The organism is Dyadobacter flavalbus, assembly GCF_006149045.1.
Taxonomy (GTDB): Bacteria; Bacteroidota; Bacteroidia; order Cytophagales; family Spirosomataceae; genus Dyadobacter; species Dyadobacter flavalbus.
Genome location: NZ_VBSN01000010.1, coordinates 123259 through 143846, shown reverse-complemented (window position 1 = coordinate 143846; position 20588 = coordinate 123259). Strand labels below are relative to the sequence as shown.

19 protein-coding genes are annotated in these 20588 nt (G+C 45.8%); 10 read left to right on the top strand and 9 right to left on the bottom strand.

Translation table 11 applies throughout. From position 1 onward, the window contains the following. Positions 1–41: 41 nt before the first annotated feature. Both FEM33_RS01500 and FEM33_RS01495 read right to left on the bottom strand, forming a co-directional pair. Complete coding sequence (locus FEM33_RS01500; protein ID WP_229214026.1) at positions 42–392, bottom strand: TolC family protein; 351 nt, start codon at positions 390–392, stop codon at positions 42–44. Positions 393–507: 115 nt separating this feature from the next. Next, the gene (locus tag FEM33_RS01495) at positions 508–1743 is read right to left on the bottom strand and encodes a spore maturation protein (protein ID WP_138281049.1); all 1236 of its coding nucleotides are present in this window, start codon (positions 1741–1743) and stop codon (positions 508–510) included. 102 nt (positions 1744–1845) lie between these two features. On the opposite strand from FEM33_RS01495, the gene FEM33_RS01490 reads away from it, so the two are divergent. Further along, positions 1846–2340 (top strand): hypothetical protein, encoded by a 495-nt coding sequence (locus tag FEM33_RS01490; protein WP_229214025.1) that lies wholly within the window; start codon positions 1846–1848, stop codon positions 2338–2340. A 75-nt stretch (positions 2341–2415) separates the two neighbouring features. Here FEM33_RS01490 and FEM33_RS01485 read toward each other — a convergent pair whose 3' ends face one another. The 3 genes from FEM33_RS01485 to FEM33_RS01475 form a co-directional block, all read right to left on the bottom strand. Beyond that, positions 2416–3318, bottom strand: a complete 903-nt coding sequence (locus FEM33_RS01485) for a sugar phosphate isomerase/epimerase family protein (RefSeq protein WP_139010345.1) — start codon at positions 3316–3318, stop codon at positions 2416–2418. A gap of 3 nt (positions 3319–3321) precedes the next feature. Next, positions 3322–4581, bottom strand: coding sequence for a Gfo/Idh/MocA family protein (locus FEM33_RS01480; protein WP_139010355.1), 1260 nt, complete (start codon positions 4579–4581; stop codon positions 3322–3324). Positions 4582–4936: 355 nt separating this feature from the next. Further along, entirely contained in the window at positions 4937–6463 is a 1527-nt protein-coding gene (locus tag FEM33_RS01475) for a S8 family serine peptidase (protein WP_139010344.1), read from the bottom strand. A 164-nt stretch (positions 6464–6627) separates the two neighbouring features. Here FEM33_RS01475 and FEM33_RS01470 point away from each other — a divergent pair, with 164 nt between their 5' ends. The 8 genes from FEM33_RS01470 (at position 6628) to FEM33_RS01435 (ending at position 16301) form a co-directional block, all read left to right on the top strand. After that, positions 6628–7917 (top strand): aminopeptidase P family protein, encoded by a 1290-nt coding sequence (locus FEM33_RS01470; RefSeq protein WP_139010343.1) that lies wholly within the window; start codon positions 6628–6630, stop codon positions 7915–7917. Positions 7918–8199: 282 nt separating this feature from the next. Beyond that, positions 8200–9048: an EboA domain-containing protein gene (locus FEM33_RS01465; RefSeq protein ID WP_139010342.1), complete on the top strand. Its 849-nt coding sequence runs from the start codon at positions 8200–8202 to the stop codon at positions 9046–9048. Between the two features lie 12 nt (positions 9049–9060). Then, the gene (locus FEM33_RS01460) at positions 9061–10089 is read left to right on the top strand and encodes a TatD family hydrolase (protein ID WP_139010341.1); all 1029 of its coding nucleotides are present in this window, start codon (positions 9061–9063) and stop codon (positions 10087–10089) included. A gap of 1 nt (position 10090) precedes the next feature. Then, on the top strand, positions 10091–10960 hold the full coding sequence (gene eboC, locus FEM33_RS01455) for a UbiA-like protein EboC (protein WP_161597047.1): 870 nt from the start codon (positions 10091–10093) through the stop codon (positions 10958–10960). Between the two features lie 153 nt (positions 10961–11113). After that, positions 11114–12292, top strand: coding sequence for a 3-dehydroquinate synthase (locus tag FEM33_RS01450; protein ID WP_139010340.1), 1179 nt, complete (start codon positions 11114–11116; stop codon positions 12290–12292). Positions 12293–12334: 42 nt separating this feature from the next. Then, on the top strand, positions 12335–13537 hold the full coding sequence (gene eboE / locus FEM33_RS01445) for a metabolite traffic protein EboE (RefSeq protein WP_139010339.1): 1203 nt from the start codon (positions 12335–12337) through the stop codon (positions 13535–13537). Then, entirely contained in the window at positions 13530–14894 is a 1365-nt protein-coding gene (locus FEM33_RS01440; RefSeq protein ID WP_139010338.1) for an alkaline phosphatase family protein, read from the top strand. Before eboE ends, FEM33_RS01440 begins: the two co-directional genes overlap by 8 nt. 195 nt (positions 14895–15089) lie before the next feature. Continuing rightward, positions 15090–16301 carry a saccharopine dehydrogenase family protein gene (locus tag FEM33_RS01435; protein ID WP_139010337.1) on the top strand — a complete coding sequence of 404 codons (1212 nt, stop codon included), beginning with the start codon at positions 15090–15092 and terminating at the stop codon, positions 16299–16301. 282 nt (positions 16302–16583) lie between these two features. On the opposite strand, the gene folB is transcribed toward FEM33_RS01435, so the two are convergent. The 3 genes from folB to FEM33_RS01420 all read right to left on the bottom strand — a co-directional run bounded on the left by folB (position 16584) and on the right by FEM33_RS01420 (position 18952). Next, a complete protein-coding gene (folB, locus tag FEM33_RS01430) occupies positions 16584–16934 on the bottom strand; it encodes a dihydroneopterin aldolase (protein ID WP_139010336.1) in 351 nt (116 codons plus the stop codon). Positions 16935–16940: 6 nt separating this feature from the next. Then, a complete protein-coding gene (locus FEM33_RS01425) occupies positions 16941–17945 on the bottom strand; it encodes a DivIVA domain-containing protein (protein ID WP_139010335.1) in 1005 nt (334 codons plus the stop codon). Positions 17946–18052: 107 nt separating this feature from the next. Next, the gene (locus tag FEM33_RS01420; RefSeq protein WP_139010334.1) at positions 18053–18952 is read right to left on the bottom strand and encodes a WD40 repeat domain-containing protein; all 900 of its coding nucleotides are present in this window, start codon (positions 18950–18952) and stop codon (positions 18053–18055) included. Between the two features lie 97 nt (positions 18953–19049). Here FEM33_RS01420 and FEM33_RS01415 point away from each other — a divergent pair, with 97 nt between their 5' ends. Further along, on the top strand, positions 19050–19685 hold the full coding sequence (locus tag FEM33_RS01415; RefSeq protein ID WP_139010333.1) for a 4'-phosphopantetheinyl transferase family protein: 636 nt from the start codon (positions 19050–19052) through the stop codon (positions 19683–19685). Here FEM33_RS01415 and FEM33_RS01410 read toward each other — a convergent pair. Continuing rightward, on the bottom strand, positions 19682–20530 hold the full coding sequence (locus FEM33_RS01410) for a transglutaminase-like domain-containing protein (protein ID WP_139010332.1): 849 nt from the start codon (positions 20528–20530) through the stop codon (positions 19682–19684). The genes FEM33_RS01415 and FEM33_RS01410 overlap by 4 nt on opposite strands. Positions 20531–20588: the final 58 nt, after the last annotated feature.

Below are 20588 nucleotides of genomic sequence, written 5' to 3'. Positions count from 1 at the left end.
AAGGGCTGTTACCTTAAATGTTTCAGCGGAAGAAGGAAAAATCAGACAAGTGGCATCCATGATAAGTCTGAACGCCTAAATGGTAATTTACAATGCACATACATACCACCAAAATTGGGGAAGAACCCGAAACTGAACCCCTGCCCGGCACTGAAGCTTACGCTCGGAAACCGCTGCCATTTGGACTGCTGGTAAATGTTGTTGTCCGACTGCACCTGAAGTTCCGCCTGTTTCACCTGCGGATTGGTTTCAAGCGCAATCCGGATACAATCTTCAAGAGAGTACGTATTTGCCGGCTGGTTGACATTGTTTTGTGCAAAGGCTGCCGGCAGTAACATCATTCTGAAAATCAGAACGGAAACAAGCAGGAATCTGGAGAAATGTTTCAGCATAAACTGTCCGTAGTTAGATAATCAATATTACGCCTTCCATTAAAAAACAGCCATCCATTTTGTACGGACGGTTACTTCAAAGGGTAAAACGGTAACTGGAACGGAGCAGGAAATTTTAGTGAAAAAACAGGTAACCCAGCCATATTCCGGCCAGAACGCCGATCAGATCGGCAATTAACCCCGCTACAATGGCGTACCGCGTGTTTTTGATGCCGACAGAACCAAAATAAAGCGCTACAATGTAAAGGGTCGTATCTGCAGAGCCATTGAAAATACATACGAGACGGCCAATAAATGAATCCGGCCCGAATTCTTTCATCGCATCGATCATCAGCGCTCTTGCCCCGCTCCCGCTCAGCGGCTTCATGAGCGCAACCGGCAAGGCATCCGCAAAGTCGGTATTCAATCCGGACAATGAAAAAAGCCATTTCAGTCCTTCAATCAGATAATCCATGGCGCCGCAGTTCCGGAACGCACTAATGGCAACGAGCAACCCGACGAGGTAAGGAATGATGGTCACGGAAGTTGTAAAGCCGCCTTTTGCGCCTTCAATAAAAGTTTCAAAAACATTGACCTTTTTATACATTCCCCAAAACAGAAATCCGGCTACGATAAACAGTAATATGGAATTTCCTGTCAATACGGAAATCAGTTCAATCTGTTCTTTCGGCAGGCCGGACAAATACCATAATGCAAGCCCGATGAATGCCGTTACACTTCCGAGCCCGAGCATAACGGTCCGGTTGAAGAGATTAATCTTTTGCCAGGTTGCCGTAATGATCATACTCACAACCGTCGTGACGTAAGTCCCGACCACGCACGGAATGAATACGTCGGAAGGACTTGCAGCGCCCAGAATGGCCCTTTGCGCAATAATGGACAACGGAATTATCTGCAGACCGGAGGTATGCAGCACCAGAAACATGATCTGTGCGTTGGAAGCCGTGTCTTTACTCGGATTGAGTTCCTGAAGACTTTGCATGGCTTTAAGCCCGAACGGCGTTGCGGCATTGTCCAGACCGAGCATATTGGCCGAAAAATTCATGATCATTTGTCCGTTTGCGGGATGATCTTTCGGGACTTCGGGAAAAAGTTTATTGAAAAACGGGCCTATAAATCTGGCAAGCACATTGATGATCCCGGCTTTTTCGCCCACGTTCAGAATACCCAGAAAAAACGTCATGACGCCGGTCAGCGGCAAGGCAATATCCATAACTGCAACTTTGGCCATTTCCAGCATTCCTTCCGTTATCGCCTTGAAAGTCTGAACATCGCCGGTCAGGATGAATTTTAAAGTGGCTAACAGAAAGGCAATTACAAAGAATGCAACAAAAATATAGTTCAATGCCATGGTTTAAGTAAAAGATATGAGGCGGGATATCGGCGCTTGGTTTTAAATGTAACTGGTAAAATATTTCATTTAATGCAAATAACAAAGGTATATTGCAAAAGCATGTCGACCTTTAACCAAATGATTCTTGTCATGAAATATTACAGCTTCTTCATTTTACTGGCCATGCTTGCCTGTAACCAACAAAATAAGCAGGATAGCAAAGCAGAACCGTCCATGAAGGTAGTCAATGACACCATCAATACGGAAAGAACGTCTGTAAATTCTTCGCCTGTGGCGAGTTATTCGGAAAAGGTGAAAGATCCGCTGAATGACTGGAAATTTGCCGTCGATGTGTATGAAACAAAGTCAACTTTCGATTTTCTTGTTAAAATGAAATACAAGGAACTGGAAGCCGAAGACTCGATAACGATTCCGAATTTCGGCATTGAACCCAAAGTGGAAATCCGGAAAGGCGACAAGGAACAGTCGTGCATCATCGGTTTTCTGGACAAGAACAAGGAGTTCAAATCTTACAAACTGGTGCAGATCACTAACAAGCAGCTGAAAATTTCAACCCTGCGCCATTATGCAAGAACGCGTTACAAAGTCAAGTAAAACTGTTTTTCAAAAAGCCGTAAAATCAAAAGAGCCTGAAATTTCAGGCTCTTTTGATTTGGTAAAATGATATGATTACGCTTTGAAGACTTCATCCATTTTTTCACGGATCGTCAGCAGCCGTTTTCTGTCTCCGCCTGCCACTTCCGCAGAAGCCCATCCGGAATAGCCGATTTTCTGAAGCGCTTTGTTTACGTCGGCCCAGTTACAGTCGCCTTCCATAAACTCAACGTCAAAACCTTTCCACAGGCCAAGCTCGTTTTGTTTCTTGAAGCTGAATTCTTTCAGGTCCAGTTTCAGGATGCGCTTGTCCAGTGCTTCAATCCAGGAAGCGGGCCAGCTGTAACGCAGTACATTTCCTACATCGAAATACCAACCGACCATCGGATGATTGAACTCGTCGACATAGCGTGCGGCTTCCAGCGGGCTCAGCAAAAACTGGTTCCAGACATTTTCGAAAGCGATTTTAACGCCTGTTTCTTCTGCAACCGGCAACAGCTTGCGGATTTCCGCCTGCGAACGCTCGTATGCTTCTTTGTAACTCACACTGGCATTGACAACACCCGGCACCACCAGAACCGTTGTTCCGCCATATTGCTTGGTATCGCGCAATGCTTTTTCAATGGATTTCACGCATTCTTCCCTTTTCTTCGGATCAGGATCGGAAAGCGGCAGTTTCCAGTGCATCGAATTGACAGTTCCCGGCAGTTCCAGACCTGTTTTGTCTCTTGCTGCCAACACTTCTTTCATATCCAGATTGTCCGGCGAATCCAGTTCGACACCGTCATAGCCCAGATCTTTCAGCAGCTTGAACTTGTCCATAATGGAAAGTTCTTCTTTGACCATTCCCCATTTCAGACTTTTTTTGATCATTGGTCTGGCCATCGGGGCGGCCGTGGCTTCGGAAACCAGCGTAGTTCCCACTGCTGCGGCCGTAGCCGCAAGCGCAGTGTTTTTCAGAAATTCCCTTCTTTGCATATATTATGAAAAAGCAGTGATACCAGGTTTGGCAACTTCAACAACCGGCGGTTTCATATCAAAGCTGTATGTATCCGGTCCGAGTTTTTCTGTTGAGTTCATTGCTTCATTCCAGGTAATGCGTTTTCCGGTGTAAGCGGCCATTCTTCCCATGATGGCAAGAAGGGTGCTTTGCGCCATGAATTCGCCGTCATTCACATGCTTTCCGCTTCGGATGGAAGCAAACAGCTCGTTATGTTCTGTCTGGTACATATCATTCTGTACACCTTCGTATTTCCATGGATTCTGTCCGTAGATTTCGTGTACGTTACGCGCGCAGTTCACCATGGCGCGTCCTTTTGTTCCGATCGTTTCCACCAGATAACTGTTTTCGCAGTTGGCCTGCTGTCTGGAATGATGGAATCCTTTTACGCCGTTCTCATATTCATATGTTACAGCAAAGTGATCGAAAATGTTTCCGAACAATGCATCCGTACGAACTTGTCTTCCGCCGGTTCCAACGCATGACAAAGGCAGCTTTCCGCCCATTGCCCATGACATCATGTCAATGCTGTGAACGGCCTGTTCTACAATGTGATCGCCTGCCAGCCAGGTATAATAAGTCCAGTTGCGCAGCACATATTCAGCATCTGTCCAGCCGGCAACGCGCGGGAACGACCAGAGTGTTCCGGTATCGTACGTATTGTAAACAGCAGAAATATCGCCTACCGCGCCGTCCAGGATTTTCCCGAAGCTGGCACGCTTTGGCTCATGGTATCTCCAGCAGAAACCGGACATCAGCGAAACGTTCTTCTGCTTGGCCAGCTTTGCAGCATCCAGGACTTTACGAACGCCGGGTGCATCTACGGCTACCGGTTTTTCACAGAATACATGTTTTCCTGCATTGATTGCAGCAGTAAGGTGCTCGGGACGGAAATGCGGCGGCGTAGCCAGAATAACCACATCGACGCCTGAATCCAGCACTTTTTTGAATGCATCAAAACCGATGAACTTGTGGCCTTCGTCCACCTTTACTTTCGCACCATGCACTTTGGTCAGGTTTTCAAGCGACGAATCCATTTTGTCCTTGAAAATATCGCCCATGGCATGCAGTACAACGTTCGGATCAGCTTTCAGGGCCTGGTTTGCAGCACCGGAACCGCGTCCGCCGCAACCGATCAAACCAACTTTCAGCGTTTCGCTGTTCACACCGGCGAATGCACGGTTCGGATTGAGAATGGTGACAGCAGGCATTGCGCTGCCGGCAAGTGCGAGTCCTGCCATTTTCAGAACGTCTCTTCTGGATGTACTCATTATTATCAGGGATTAGGTAAATAGTTTTGAACAAATTACGCCTGGATTTTTAATTACCAACTCAAATTCAGGAGTTTTACAAGATATAAAGATAACGAATATGTTATTTTTTTCTGCTAATATAAGTCTAAATTCCTATTGCGTGTTCGATCACACACAAAAGTTTATAATGCCGGTTTGTATTTTTGCAGTTTATATATTCGGCAACTGCCGGTTCGGCGGATTTAATGATTTCAGCTTCCGCTTCGAAAAAGCTGTTTGATAAAGCGTTAAAGACATAAAAGCTGCAATTCCGAAAGCACGCATTTACAAACCGGAAACTTCCTTAATTCCACTGCACTTCCACAACGGAATCCTTCAGATCGATGGTTGTAAATCGTTCGCCGTTCTGGCGTTTGAGTGAAATCTTGCCGTTCTGTATTTTTCCGACTTGCTGCGACAAAACGTCCTTGTCATTCTTTTTCCGGTAAATCGCAACCAGCGAGTCCTGACTGGCGACTTCTATTTCGCACGTACGGCCGCTTGCCGTAACAAGCCTCGAATTGTTCGGCAGATAAGGCGCTTTTGCCAGTGCAAGCGCACGGGAAGCCAGCGGCACGCCGTAGCCGACGTAATTATTTCCGTACGGATACAAATGCGCCGATTTTTCGATCAGCGAAAGCAGTTCCTTGTTGGTCAGGTTTGGATTGGCCTGTAAAAGGCAGGCTGCAAAGCCCGTAATGACCGGCGCGGATAGCGAGGTTCCGTACAGTGAAAAACAGGAAACATTGGGCTTTACATAAGGCAAAAACTCCGGCCCGGTGCTGCTGTAACCAATCCGGTTCCACAACTTCCCGTTTGTTGCACCTACGGCCAGAACGCCCTGCGCATCGGCTGGTGCGGATATGATTTCCCAGCTTTTATCCTCGCCTTCATTGCCTGCGGAAACGATCAGCATAATCCCTTTTTTGTCCGAAGCAATCTGTGCGGCACGCGTTATGGCACTCGTTTTTCCGTCCATTTGCGAAGGAACATAATTTTCTTTCGGGTCCGAAAACCCTTTTGCGTAGCCAAGCGAAGTGTTGATCAGGCGCACGCCCAGACTGTCCATCCATTCCATGGCGGCAATCCAGTTATCCTCTTCGCCTCTGTATTCGCGGAGCGAGTAATCGGTTCTGGCCAGATAAAATTTTGCGTTGATTGCCATTCCGTACTGCATCTGATCCTTGTAGTCCATTCCGGAAATAGCAGCCAGTACTTCCGTTCCGTGCATGTCTGAAAATGATTCCGCCGTACTGAACAGCAGATTTCCCGGGCGGCCGGGTTTTACATAATCCCTGATTCCCAGAATCCTGTTATTTGAAAATATTTTGGTCAGCGACATGGACGAATCCGCACCGTAAAAGCCCGCATCAATAACACCGATCGTTACGTCTTTTGCCGTAATGCCTTCTTTCAGAAATACATTGGCCTGAACCTGCGACATCACCGGTGCCATCTGTGCTTTTTCGATTGGCTGCGTACGGGCAATATAAAATCCCGGATCAATCGGAACGACTTCCTGCACGAAATCCAGCTGACGCACCTTCATGGCCTGCTCGCTTGTAAGTGTCGCGGATACAGCATTGAGCCATTTGGAACGGTTAATGATTTTTACGGATTCATTCTGAAGAGCAACTTCATACTCCTGTTTTACCGGCAGATCGGTTTCGTCCGCGTTGACAAGCCCGAGTTTTTGCCTGTTTTCCAAAGTAAGCATGGAAACGGCCGGCGCAGCATTCAGATCTTTATCTTTGAGATAAATCCAGTATTTGGAACTTGCGGATAATATACCAGGAATGAAGAAGAAGGCAAGTAAAAGAAATTTTTTCATGGAGCTGAATGTATAGTTGGTTTTTTTCCGGCTAAATAAAAACAAAAAAAGCGGGCAGCGGCAATATTTGTCAATGAAGAATATTAAGTCTGTTTATTCTGATATTCCGAACAAGATAAACGTAATTTTACAAAATAAATTACCAGTTACAAAAAATACACAACATGCGTTACTTCCCTGTTGACAAATCCCTGTTTATAGAAAACCGCCGGCGTCTTTCCGAATTGCTGAAACCCAGGTCTTTGGTTGTACTGAACTCCAACGACATCATGCCGACGAGCGCGGACGGTTCCATGGGATTCAAACAGAACCCGGATTTATTTTACCTTACGGGCGTCGATCAGGAAGAAACGGTTCTGGTTATTTCCCCGGATCATCCCGACGAAAAGTTCAGGGAAGTGCTTTTTGTAAGAGAAACCAATGAACTGATCGCAGTCTGGGAAGGCGAAAAACTCACAAAAGAGCAGGCACGGGAAGTTTCGGGCATCCGGTCCGTTTACTGGACGCATCAGTATGAAACTATATTTCAGGGAATCGTTTTTGAGGCCGAAAATGTATATCTGAACACCAACGAGCATACCCGCAACGATTCGCCGGTCCAGACCAGAGAAGCCCGCTTTGTGCATGAGTTCAGGGAAAAATATCCGGTTCATAATCTTGTGCGCCTCGCTCCGATCATGCATCACCTGCGCGCAATCAAACAGCCTGCTGAAATCGGGTTACTGCAGAAAGCGTGTGAAATTACAGGTAAGGGCTTTGACAGGTTACTGAAATTTGTAAAGCCGGGCGTTCAGGAATTTGAGGTGGAAGCAGAGCTGCTGCATGAATTTGTGCGCAGCCGTTCAAAAGGGTTTTCCTACCAGCCGATCATCGCTTCCGGCGCCAATGCATGCATTTTACATTATATTCAGAATAACCAGCCCTGCAAGGACGGCGATATATTATTACTGGATGTTGCCGCCGAATATGCCAATTACGGAGCCGATCTTACGCGGAGCATTCCGGTAAACGGCCGTTTCAGCAAACGTCAGCGCGAGGTTTATGACGCCGTTTTACGCGTATTCAAAGCTTCCAAAAGCATGCTGGTAACGGGCAATATATGGGATGAGTATCATAAAGAAGTGGGAAAAATCATGGAAAGCGAACTGATCGGCCTGGGGCTGCTGACCAGGGAATCCATTGAAAAGCAGGATCCCGACTGGCCGGCATACAAAAAATACTTTCCGCACGGCACTTCGCATTTTCTCGGCCTGGACATTCACGACGTCGGAAACAAATACCGCCGTTTTGAACCCGGAATGGTTTTCACCTGCGAGCCGGGAATATATATCAGAGAAGAAGGTTTGGGAATCCGTCTGGAAAATGATATCCTGATCACGGAAGACGGCAATCTGGACCTGATGAGCTTTATTCCGATTGAAGCGGATGAAATTGAAGAGATAATGAACAGCTAATGATTTCTTGTTGGCAGAAACAGCGAAACCGTTGTACAAATGCTGTACTATCTTTTCGGAACGAAAATCCTGAAAACAGGGCTTAAAGCAGCATTGATATTAGATTTTCATTAAAACTGGCAGCAATCATGATTTTAAATGAGACTTCCGGAAGCCAAAAGCGTTATAATAGCGGTAACGTAAACTTTATGTTAACAATACGGTTCTGATTTTTGAATAACACACCATAAAAGACGGATTGCAGGATAGTTTTCTGTAATCCAAGTATAAGTTTCATACGTTATGTCCGATTTCATAAAACAAAAACTCTGGGAAATAATTGTCCTGAACACCTCTGCTCAGGAAGCCGAATGGCTGCGGCAAAAAAGCACTTCCAGCCCGATGGAACTGATGACGGGATTTGTAGCCGTTCCGCGCTCTGTTTCAAAAAAAATCATCAGCATTCCTGCACAGGTTCAGTCAGAACTGAATGCAGCAATCAAAGGCTTTTCAGTCGAAAACTGGTCGCTTGCCAGGCTGAGCCGCGTATGGCTGCTGACGCAGCTGGATTCGTCGGACAAAGAAGCGTATGTCAAAAATATCGAGACGCTTTTTGATACGGCGGAAATGAATGAACTCGTGGCGCTTTACTCCGCATTGCCGCTGCTGGCTTATCCGGAACAGTGGCTTTTCAGGGCAACGGACGCCGTGCGTTCCAATATGGGTTTTGTTTTTGATGCCATTGCACTGCGTAATCCGTATCCTGAAATGCATTTCTCCGAACTTGCATGGAACCAGCTGGTACTGAAAACGATTTTCAACGACAAGCCCGTGCATCTGATCGAAGGACTTGGAAACCGGGCCAACGAAAAACTGGCTGCCACGCTTTCCGATTTCGCGCATGAACGCTGGGCGGCCGGACGGAGCGTTCCCTCGCAGGTCTGGCGACTGGTCGGAAAATACATCAATGAAGCTTTGTTGCCCGATATGGAACATTTGTTTCAGTCGAATGATCCTGCTGACCGGAAAGCTGCGGCACTGGCCTGCAGTGAATCGGATTTTCCTGCTGCAAAAGATTTATTAGCCCGTTACGGTGATCTTGAAAAATCTGTAAAATCCGGATCGCTGAACTGGGCGGAACTTGAATACTGATCATTATATACTATGTGCCTGAATCATAACGAAAATATACAGAACCCTTCTCACTTTGAAGAAAGTGAAGAAGCCAATGCCTCGCCCGCACACCGCGAAATTGCCTGGAACGAATACAAGGACCTGATTAAAGGAATGCAGTTTTTTGATCCGCATATTCACATGGTTTCACGTACAACAGATGATTACGAAGCCATGCGCCAGGCCGGAATCATCGCACTCATCGAGCCTGCATTCTGGGTCGGGCAGCCGCGTACGGGACTTTCCAGCTTCAAGGATTATTACAGCAGTCTGGTCGGCTGGGAAAGGTTCCGTTCTTCACAGTTCGGGATCAAGCATTACTGTACAATGGGCCTGAATTCCCGGGAAGCGAACAACGAACCGCTTGCTGAACAGGTGATGGAAATCCTGCCGCTTTACATTTACAAGGAAGGCGTCGTCGGAGTCGGCGAAATCGGTTTTGATGACCAGACACCTGCCGAAGAAAAATATTACCGTCTTCAGCTGGAACTGGCCAAAGAAGCAAAACTTCCTGTTCAGATCCATACGCCGCACCGCGACAAAAAGAAAGGAACGATACGCAGCATGGAAATTGCTTTGGAACACGGCATTGATCCGTCGTGGGTCATTATCGACCATAACAATGAAGAAACGGTAAAAAGTGTGCTGGACAATGGATTCTGGGCAGCTTTCACGATTTATCCGTTTACCAAAATGGGCAATGAGCGGATGGTGAAAGTGGTGGAACAATACGGGCCGGAACGCATTATGGTTAATTCCGCGGCCGATTGGGGAATTTCCGATCCGCTAGCGATTCCTAAAACGGCTGCGCTGATGAAAATGCGCGGAATTTCAGACGAAACGATCAAGCTTGTAACGTATCAGAATGCCATTGATGCCTTTGGCAAAAGCGGACAAATAGACGTTACCGATTTTGAGGCCGGACATGCAGTTGATCAGTCAGCCAAATTCCACGGTAACAGCATTTTAAGAGGCGGGCAGCAACCGGCTTCTGCCAAAGATTCCCTAGTCATTCAATAAAGTGAGCAGTTTAAAACCTTATATTCAATTAACAAGGCCGGCCAACCTTGTTACTGCGGTTTCGGACATACTGGCCGGAATGGCCATTGCCCAATTTACTTTCGCTGACCTTTCGGCGGGATTGCTGGTTGTTTCCACGTTGGGCTTGTACGGCGGCGGCGTTGTTATGAATGACGTCTTTGATGCCAAACTGGACAGCATTGAACGTCCGGAGCGGCCGATTCCGAGCGGGAAAGTTCCGTTAAGGTCAGCCACTTTAATGGGCATCAGCCTTTTGTTCCTTGGCGTACTGGCGGCCGCCATGTTCGGTTTTACAAGCGGAATGATTGCGCTTGTTGTGGCCGTGCTAACGGTTGTTTATAACCGGTTCGCCAAGCATTCCGTTTTTCTGGGACCGTTGTTTATGGGTTTGTGCCGCGGCGGAAACCTGCTTCTGGGCATGAGCGTGGTGCCGGAATCTTTTGATAAATGGGGCTGGATTGCACTGCTGCCTATTGCCTACATCGGTGCCATTACGCTGATCAGCCAGGATGAAGTGCATGGCGGAAAACGCAGGACGCTTTACATAGCCGCATTTCTTTATCTGATCGTACTGGCTTCCCAACTGGCGATTGCACGCAGTCAGGGCAATATCTTGCTGACACTTCCATTCGTACTGCTGCATGCATGGCTCATCGGGCGCCCGCTGTGGAATGCAGTCCGGAATCCGGTTGGACCGATGATCGGGAAAGCGGTAAAAGCCGGTGTGATTTACCTTATAGTCATGAATGCATCGTGGTGCGTGGCCTTCGGGTTGTGGCCGGTTGCACTGGCAGTTATGGCTTTGCTGCCGTTATCGATCTGGCTGGCGAAGGCGTTTGCCGTAACCTGATTTTTACCCCTCAATAATGGTTTTTTATCCCAAAAGAGTCATTATTAAACAAGTTGAGAATTAAATTTGATCAGGCATCGTTTAGGTAAAAACGCCTTCTTTCAACGTTTAGTTATTACAGCCCTTTTAATTTCAATTAGTACCGCTACCGGAATGCAAACCATACAACAAAGTTTTAAAGTCGAATACAGTTATGCTGTATTTTTCACACATTATCTGTTTGACCAGAAAAACCCTTTACTGAAAAATTTCTTCAATGATTATTCCGAACAGGGTTTTCAGCGCAAGGCACTGGTTATAGCTGATGAAGGATTCTTACATCATCATCCTGAAATCCCGGGTCAGATCAGTTCCTATTTCAGTGAATCCGTTCCGCAGGTTCAGCTGGCTTCGGAAATCATATCGGTTCCGGGTGGGGAAACTGCAAAGAACGATATCAATACTTTTAACCGGCTTGTAGAAGCTGTTGATACTTATGGCATTGACAGGCATTCTTTTATCATAGCAATAGGCGGAGGCGCCGTACTTGACCTTGTGGGCTACGCCGCAGCCGTTTCACACCGCGGTATCAAGCTGATCCGCATACCGACCACCGTGCTTTCCCAGAACGACTCGGGTGTTGGCGTAAAAAACAGCATTAATTTCCATGGCAAAAAGAATTTCCTGGGCACATTCGCACCGCCCGTCGCCGTATTCAATGACCTTACTTTCCTGAAAAGCCTCGACGACCGTGACTGGCGTTCAGGAATTGCGGAAGCCATTAAAGTTGCGCTTATTAAAGATGCAGGCTTTTTTGAATGGATGGAAGAGCATGCAACCGCACTTGCGCACCGCGATACGGAATCCATGGCTTATCTGATTCACCGCTGCGCCGAAATGCATACAGACCATATCGCAGGCGGCGATCCTTTTGAATTTGGTTCCTCACGGCCGCTGGACTTTGGCCACTGGGCAGCGCACAAGCTGGAATATCTGACCAACTTTGAAATCCGTCACGGCGAAGCCGTTGCCATCGGTATTGCGCTGGACTGCGTGTACGCGGCCAAAGCCGGCAGATTGCCGGAAGCCGATCTCAACCGTATTCTGGAAGTGCTGCATAAGCTTGGTTTTGAACTATATCATCCGAAACTTTCTGAAAACGATAAAATCAACCTGCGCAACGGCTTGCAGGAATTCCGCGAGCATCTGGGCGGACAGTTAACGATCATGCTTCTGGATAAAATCGGAAAAGGAACAGAAGTGCATGAACTTGATACAGAAATCATTTCTGATGCCGTAGATTTCCTGTCTGCATTTCAGGCTCAGTTGTCCGAATCCAGGGTTCTGGAATAATTATTTGTGCCGTAAAAGCACAGAAGCAGAAATATATGAACTATGAATACTCCATACGGACATTTAACTTACTGCAGCAACATTCATCCGGGCGAAAAATGGGCCGACCATTTCAGGTCCCTGCGTGAAAACATCCCTTACATTCGTGAGCAGCTTGCCGGAAATGAGCCGTTTGGCCTTGGTTTACGCATTGCAAACGATGCTTCCGTTGAGCTCTTCAAGCCGGAAGTTCTGGCCGAATTCAAAAGCTGGCTGCAGGAAAACAACGTTTATGTTTTTGTGATCAACGGTTTTCCTTACAGCGGATTTCATAATACGGTTGTAAAAGACGATGTGCATACGCCGGACTGGACCACAACCGACCGGCTTGTGTACACAATCCGGCTTTTCAATATTCTTGCGACATTACTTCCGGAAGGCATGCATGGCGGTGTTTCAACGCCGCCTTTATCGTACCGGCTCTGGTGGAAAACGGATGAAGAAAAACACGGAGCCGTAGAAACGGCAACCAGCCATATTCTCCATTTGCTTGACAAGCTGATCATCATCGAAAATGAAACCGGAAAGTCTCTTCATCTGGACATTGAACCCGAACCGGACGGCATTCTGGATAATACAACCGATTTCGTAAACTGGTACCGCGATGTGCTTTTACCAAAAGGCATTGCACATCTGGAAAGGACAAACGGCTTTTCTGCTTCACAGGCCCGGGAAACGATTTTAAAACACATTCAGCTCTGCTACGACATTTGTCATGCAGCCGTCGGTTATGAACAACCGGAAGAAATTTTACAATCGCTTGCTGAAACCGGCATTCAGGTCGGGCGGATTCAGGTGAGCTCGGCGCTGAAGGTGAACTTTTCAAATGAAAAGGAAATCAAGCTCAAAGCAATAGAAAATTTCAACGAGCCCGTTTATCTTCATCAGGTAGTTGCGAGAAATTCCGATAACAGTAAAAAACATTACCCGGACCTTGACAAGGCACTTTCCGACTGGAATGAAAATCAGGAAGAATGGCGCGTCCATTTTCATGTTCCGCTATTTATAAATACGTATGGCGTTCTGGAATCCACGCAGGACGATATTATAAAAACACTCGCGCTTCATCGTGAAAAATCTTTTTCTTCCTTTCTTGAGGTTGAAACCTACACTTGGGGCGTATTGCCCGAAGACATGCAGAAGCCAATCGGCGAATCCATCGTCAGGGAAATTGAATGGGTGAAGAAAATACTCAGTTATGAATAAAACAGTTGTTATTGACATAGTCGGGCTAAGCACCAGCGTAATCGGCGAGCATACGCCTTTTCTGAAGAGTTATCTTGAAAAACATCATCTGACGCGGATCAAGCCGCTGCTTCCGGCGCTTACCACTACTTCACAAAGTACTTATGTAACAGGCAAGTGGCCTTCTGAAAACGGAATCGTGGCAAACGGCTGGTATGATCGCGAGGATTCTGAAGTGAAGTTCTGGAAACAGTCCAACAAGCTTGTCAAAGGTGAAAAAATCTGGGAAGCAGCCAAAAAGCTGGACCCGAATTTTACCTGCGCCAAAATGTTCTGGTGGTATAATATGTATTCAAGTGCCGATTTCTCAGTAACGCCGCGACCTCAGTATCATGCCGATGGTGTAAAAGCGCCGGACTGCTACTCCTACCCGCCCGAACTGCGTGACGAACTGCAGAAGGAACTTGGCCAGTTTCCCTTGTTCAATTTCTGGGGCCCGAATGCCAATATCAAAGCGACCAAATGGATTGCAGATTCTTCCATGTGGGTTGAAAAAAAGCATAATCCGACATTGACATTAATATACCTTCCACATCTCGATTATTGTCTGCAGAAGTTCGGACCTGATTTTTCAAAGATCACCAAAGAACTGAACGAGATTGACACTACGGTGGAAGAACTCGTAAAATTTTACGAAGCCAGAAATGCGAAAGTAATCCTGCTTTCCGAGTACGGCATCAATCCGGTAAATAATCCGATTCATATCAACCGGCTTTTAAGAGAAGCAGGACTTGTTTCCGTCCGTACAGAGCGTTGGTATGAATTACTTGACGCAGGCATTTCCAAGGCATTTTCCGTTTCGGATCATCAGATCGCACATATTTATCTGAATGACGAAACGGTGAAAGAACAGGTTTTGAATATTCTTAAAAAAACACCGGGCATTGACCTTATTCTGGACAAAGAAGCTCAGAAACAGTATCATATCGATCACGAACGCTCGGGAGACATTGTGGTTCTGGCCAAGCCGGACAGCTGGTTTACTTATTATTACTGGCTCGACGATGCAAAAGCGCCGGATTACGCGCATTTGGTGGATATTCATCGAAAACCCGGATATGATCCCGTTGAAATGTTTATGGACCCTAAAAATCCGTTGATCAAATTGCGTGCGGGATATAAGCTGGGCCGTAAGCTGCTTGGATTCCGTTATCTGATGGATGTCATTCCGCTTGATGCAACGCTGATCAAAGGTTCTCACGGCGGCATCAATGTTTCCAAAGAATATTATCCCGTTTGTATTACGGACAATTCACTTGAAAAAGATGAAATTGAAGCCGTCGACGTTTACGATGTAATCTGGAAGCATCTGGTTTAGAAAACGTTTTCGTCTTTTTATCATTCCAATTTATTACTGCTTTAACCGGCTTCTTTCATCTGCTGAAAAGAAGGGTTTAAATTCTTTGTCCGCGGAAATTGAAAAATTAGCCGGCAAGTCTATATTTGCCGGTAGTTTAAAATTGACTTGCCGTTGTAAAACCGGACGGTCCGTCAGGTAATTAAAATATATATTATGTCCAAGGTTCTAATTATTGGTGCAGGAGGCGTTGGCAGTGTGGTTGCACACAAATGTGCGCTTAACAGTCAGGTTTTCACCGAAATCATGCTGGCAAGCCGTACCAAAGCCAAATGCGATAAAATAGCAGCCGAAATTCTCGAAATGCACGGCGTTAGTATTGAAACTGCTCAGGTCGATGCGGATATTGTTTCTGAAACGGTATTGCTGATCAAGCGTTTTCAGCCGAAAGTCCTGATCAACGTAGCATTGCCTTATCAGGATCTGACCATTATGGAAGCTTGTCTGGCAACCGGCGTTCATTATCTGGATACGGCCAATTACGAGCCGAAAGATGTGGCAAAGTTTGAATACAGCTGGCAGTGGGCTTATCAGGAAAGATTCAGGGAAGCCGGGTTAATGGCTGTACTCGGCTGTGGTTTCGATCCTGGCGTCACGCAGGTTTATACCGCTTATGCCAACAAACACCACTTTGACGAAATGCATTATCTGGACATCATCGACTGCAATGCCGGTGATCACGGAAAAGCGTTTGCAACGAATTTCAACCCGGAAATCAATATCCGTGAAATTACACAGCCCGGACGTTACTGGGAAAACGGCGAATGGGTCGAAATTCCGGCCATGTCCATTCACAAACCGATCGACTATCCGGGAATCGGACCGAAAGAAAGTTATGTGCTTTATCACGAAGAGCTGGAATCGCTTGTAAAAAACTTTCCTACTCTAAAAAGAGCACGTTTCTGGATGACGTTCGGCCAGGCTTATATTACACATCTGAACGTGCTGGAAAATGTCGGAATGACCAGCATACATCCGATCAAGTTCAAAGGCATTGACATTGTTCCCTTGGAATTCCTGAAAGCGGTACTTCCTGCTCCTGATACTTTGGGAGAAAACTATTCCGGCCAGACTTCAATCGGCTGCCAGATCAAGGGCATCCAGAACGGTGAAGAAAAGACTTATTACGTATGGAACAACTGCGACCATGCCAAGTGCTATGAAGAAGTAAGAGCGCAGGCTGTAAGTTACACAACCGGCGTACCCGCCATGATCGGTGCCATGCTGATGCTGACAAATGAAGAATGGATGAAACCGGGCGTTTATAACGTAGAAGAACTAAATCCCGATCCTTTTATGGAATTGCTGAATCAGCACGGCCTTCCATGGAATGAACTTATCAATGTAGAGCTTCCGCATGAGTATTGATTTGTCATGTTGAATGCAGTGCAAGTACAGTCATGAATTGTCATTTTTAGTCATGAATGGTCATGGATTGTCAATTATAGTCATGGATTGTTATTTGTTGTCATTATAGTCATGGATTGTCATTTTTAGTCATGGATTGTCATTTATTGTTAATGTTTACAATCCATGACAACATTTAACAATCCATGACAACACATGACAATTCATGACAACACGTGACTACCAATGACAACACGCGACTACCAATGACAACCCATAACCAGACGTTACAACATTGTGCAACTACCCTTCCATCGTAATAACTGCGCGGGTGCATACGCCACCAACCGGCGGGTTGAATTTGGAAACTCTTACGGTAATATTGGAAATCAACGGGTAATGCTCGCGGATTCTTTCTATGACGGTAAAACCGATATGTTCCAGTAGTTTGGCAGGTTCCTGCATGACTTTGGAAGCAATCTGGTAAATGGTTTCATAATTTACCGTTTCGCTGAGCTTGTCTTGTTGTGCAGCTTTTATAAAATCGGTTGTAATGATGATATCCAGCGCGTATTTGTTACCGATTCTCTGCTCTTCGGGATAATAACCGTGATATGCAAAAAATTCCAGTCCTTCCAGGCTTATCGTTCCCAATGTAAATCAGATTTGATCAAAAAATGAACCGCCTGTTTTCTTCGGCTGATTGCTTTCCGGCGTCCTTGGTCTGTTGATGCCCGGAGAAGTGTCTCTTGCTCTTTCCGCAGCACGATGCATTTCGGCCAGCGCTTCGTTGGCTTCATCTGCGGCGCTTCTTCTGGGTTCTTCCTGCACGCGGTACTGAATTTCGGCTAATGCCGGTTCGGCTACTGCAACCGGTTCCGGCTCCGGTTCAGGCTGCGGAGCGGTAACTTCTGTTTCCACTTCTTGCTGCGGTGCCGTTTCGGTTTCTGCAATACCATTTTCCAGATCACTTACATCAAAAATAATATCCGGTCTTTCGTCCTGCAAAATGATGTTTACTTCTTCGGTTTCCTCAACTTCTTCTCCGGTTTCTTCCGCTTCCGGCAATGCAACCGGTTTTTTCGGAATTTCTATTTCATTGATATGAAGCTTGATTTCTTCCATTCTATTTAAAATAGATTCTTTATCAAACTTCTGCTCAAAGCGTTCAACCGTTTCAACCGTAGAGTTGGCCAGAGATGAAAGCTGCACAATCAGATTGTCCCGGAAATTTTCAATAGCCTTGAAGTCACGTTCCTGCAACCGGATTTCAGCAGCAAATTCTTCTTTAAGCAGTCTCAGACGCTCTTCAGTTTCGGAAATGATCCGGCTTGTTCGGTTTTCCGCTTCGGCAACAAGGTCATCCGCTACCGAACGTGATTCTTCAATCCGTTTTTCGGCCATTTCATTTGCTTCTTTCTCGATCAGCCTGCTTGTATCCTCGGCCGCTTTCAAGGTCCGGAAAAGCGTGGATTCAATGTCCTTCAATTTACTAAGTTCCTTTTCAGCATATTCAAGCTGCATTTTCAGCAAATTGTTTTCGCTTGCAATGCGCTCCCATTCCTGAGACAGCGAGTTAAGAAAAGCGTCTACTTCATCGGGATCATAACCTCTGAAAATCTTTTCAAAAGTGTGCTTGCGTATGTCTATAGCGGAAATTTTCATAATGCACTTTATGCTTTGGTACTTGGTTAAAAACGGCCTTGTAAGTTAAAGATATATGTAGCATTTTTCAAAGTATTTGCCAATAATACCATATTATAAGTATTGCATCAGCCAATCTTCCATACTGAAATCATGCGGTCATCGCTGCACGAAACAAGCTGATTTTCAAAGGTTGTCCAGAGCAGTTTGTTAACCGACGTTCCATGCCCGGCATGCCTTGCACGGTCAATGATCTTTCTGAGTTTAAAGGTAGCTGTTTCCCAAACTTTTACCGATTTATCCATACTGCATGTTGCAAAATAATGACCGTCGGGGCTGAATTCGATATCATTGATCGCGTACAAATGTGCCGGAATGTCGGCGATCATTTCATAGCCGGCGGCAACATTCCAGATTTTGAGATGTGCATCGCGGCCCGTAGTAAAAAGATATTTGCCGTCCGGTGAATAGGTAACGGAAAAAACCGAATTTGAATGTGACCGGATCGTTTTCTTTAATTTAAAACCGTCCAGGTCAAAAATATGAACATTGCATTCGCTGTCGCCGGAAGCAAACTCGTTTGTTGCAGGATTAACCGAGATGGAACGGATGCTTTTGCCGGAAACCTTTATATGCTTCTGAACGGCAAAGCTGGAAATATCCATGACAATCATAACGCCGTCGCCCATGGCAAGCAACGCTTTACTGTCAGCAATCTGAATGTCAAAAATGGCTGCGGACGTGATTTTGGAAGTTTTTTCAATCTTGTTATTGACCGTATCAAGTACCTGAATACCTTCGTAATTTTGTCCGATCCAGAGCGAATTGCTGCTTTTGTCGAGTGCCAGCGCGTAAACAGAACTTCCCGCGCGTGCAGCCAGATTTCCAAGATCCGGCTTGTTCAGATCCCAATGGATCACAAAACCGTCACCGCCAGCCGAATAAAAACCATGATCCGTATGATCAGAAATAATTGTGTAAACACTGTCTCTGTGACCGGAAAAAGTATCTACTTTGTGAATATTCATTCTATTTATTTTGCGATAGAAATTCAGTTTTTCAAATCCGGGCAAAAGTATACAGGCCGGTTACAGAACTGAAATAAAAATTGTAAACAGAATTATCATGCCGCTCGTTCATTCCGAAAAGATACACCAAACCAGTACATTGCTGCTCTGGGAACTCACCGAAACCGAAGCAGAGCTCAGAAAAAAACTGGGCAATGCATACAATTCAGAAGATCTGCTGAAAATTACGCATCCGCAGAAACAGCGGGAATGGCTCGCAAGCCGTTTGCTCATCCAGCAACTTGCAGAACAGTTTGGCATTACTTACAACGGAACGCACAAGGACGAGCACGGAAAAGCATATCTGGTCAATAACGATTCGCATATTTCCATAACACACACATTTGAATACGTGGCCGTTGTCATTAACCCGTATTCAGCCGTAGGAATTGATATGGAAAAAACGGATGCAAAGCTGCAGAGAACTTCCAGAAAGTATCTTTCCGGACCGGAATTTGAACATGCAGGAAACGAACTTTCTGTACTTTGTACTTACTGGTGCGCCAAAGAAGCGCTTTACAAGCTTTACGGGAAAAAGAAAATCAGCTTCAAAGATTCCATTTACATCCAGCCTTTCAATCCTGAAATGCCGGTGATTACAGGAATCCTTACCGATGAGGACCGCGTTGTAACTTCCAGTATTTACCTGCGCTGGTTCAACGGCCATTGCCTGGCCATTGCATTATCGGATTAGTTTTCGCCCGTATCGTCCAGCGTAGACTTCAGTATTTTTTCAATTTCCTTTATTTTATCCTGCTCGCTGGTTTTTTCGTAAGACAAGATAAGGTTACGCAGCACGCGCTGCACGATTTCCAGATTTGTGCATGGCTGGTAAAAAATATCCTTCGGCTTGATGTTCAGCTGCGCGATATAATGGTCAATATCGGTTTTTGAAAAGATAATCCCGCGGTTGAATACATTGATGTAAAACTGCGTCTTCTCACTCTTGTACGTAAGCACAAAAAGATTCGGCAGATTAACGCCATAAACCGGCATGCCGAGCTTTCTGGCAATAAGCAGATAAATAACGCAAAGTGTAATCGGGTTGCCTCTTTTACTTTCCAGCACCACATTGATCATGGAATTGGAAGGCGAATGAAAATTCTTGGTATTGGCAGCAAAATTCATTACCCCGAAAAATATGCTGTTGATCCGCTTGATCTGGTCCACAGGATTCATTTCTTCCTGAAACTGGATCCATATATCGTAATAAAGCTGTTCAACGGTCGTCTTCAGCTTTTCCATCGAAAGGTCCGGATAATGGTACGTTGCAATGATCCACAAACCTTCCAGCAGATCCAGGCCGCCCCCGTTTTTCCATGCCTGCAGCCGGTCGATCATAATGCTCAGCTGGAGCTCGTGAATCAGTTCCTCAATTTTACGCTGAACGATCGGATTAAAGCTCTCGCCCCATTCTGTCTCCAGAAACGGGATCACATTGCCGCCCAAAGACAGGATTTTTCCTTCAACATGCTGGCTCACTTCATGATCTTCGTCATCAAGCAAGGATATCAGTGCCTTAATTTCGTTCTGGTTCATTTTCCTCAAATCTTCGTTTAACAACCAACGGATAAATAAAAACATTTTTTTTATATAG

What these genes read in the sequence shown, in the direction of transcription:
- FEM33_RS01500 (WP_229214026.1), bottom strand. Translation starts at nt 392, where the DNA reads ATGCTGAAACATTTCTCCAGATTCCTGCTTGTTTCCGTTCTGATTTTC.
- FEM33_RS01495 (WP_138281049.1), bottom strand. Translation starts at nt 1,743, where the DNA reads ATGGCATTGAACTATATTTTTGTTGCATTCTTTGTAATTGCCTTTCTG.
- FEM33_RS01490 (WP_229214025.1), top strand. Translation starts at nt 1,846, where the DNA reads ATGTCGACCTTTAACCAAATGATTCTTGTCATGAAATATTACAGCTTC.
- FEM33_RS01485 (WP_139010345.1), bottom strand. Translation starts at nt 3,318, where the DNA reads ATGCAAAGAAGGGAATTTCTGAAAAACACTGCGCTTGCGGCTACGGCC.
- FEM33_RS01480 (WP_139010355.1), bottom strand. Translation starts at nt 4,581, where the DNA reads ATGGCAGGACTCGCACTTGCCGGCAGCGCAATGCCTGCTGTCACCATT.
- FEM33_RS01475 (WP_139010344.1), bottom strand. Translation starts at nt 6,463, where the DNA reads ATGAAAAAATTTCTTTTACTTGCCTTCTTCTTCATTCCTGGTATATTA.
- FEM33_RS01470 (WP_139010343.1), top strand. Translation starts at nt 6,628, where the DNA reads ATGCGTTACTTCCCTGTTGACAAATCCCTGTTTATAGAAAACCGCCGG.
- FEM33_RS01465 (WP_139010342.1), top strand. Translation starts at nt 8,200, where the DNA reads ATGTCCGATTTCATAAAACAAAAACTCTGGGAAATAATTGTCCTGAAC.
- FEM33_RS01460 (WP_139010341.1), top strand. Translation starts at nt 9,061, where the DNA reads ATGTGCCTGAATCATAACGAAAATATACAGAACCCTTCTCACTTTGAA.
- FEM33_RS01450 (WP_139010340.1), top strand. Translation starts at nt 11,114, where the DNA reads ATGCAAACCATACAACAAAGTTTTAAAGTCGAATACAGTTATGCTGTA.
- eboE (WP_139010339.1), top strand. Translation starts at nt 12,335, where the DNA reads ATGAATACTCCATACGGACATTTAACTTACTGCAGCAACATTCATCCG.
- FEM33_RS01440 (WP_139010338.1), top strand. Translation starts at nt 13,530, where the DNA reads ATGAATAAAACAGTTGTTATTGACATAGTCGGGCTAAGCACCAGCGTA.
- FEM33_RS01435 (WP_139010337.1), top strand. Translation starts at nt 15,090, where the DNA reads ATGTCCAAGGTTCTAATTATTGGTGCAGGAGGCGTTGGCAGTGTGGTT.
- FEM33_RS01425 (WP_139010335.1), bottom strand. Translation starts at nt 17,945, where the DNA reads ATGAAAATTTCCGCTATAGACATACGCAAGCACACTTTTGAAAAGATT.
- FEM33_RS01420 (WP_139010334.1), bottom strand. Translation starts at nt 18,952, where the DNA reads ATGAATATTCACAAAGTAGATACTTTTTCCGGTCACAGAGACAGTGTT.
- FEM33_RS01415 (WP_139010333.1), top strand. Translation starts at nt 19,050, where the DNA reads ATGCCGCTCGTTCATTCCGAAAAGATACACCAAACCAGTACATTGCTG.
- FEM33_RS01410 (WP_139010332.1), bottom strand. Translation starts at nt 20,530, where the DNA reads ATGAACCAGAACGAAATTAAGGCACTGATATCCTTGCTTGATGACGAA.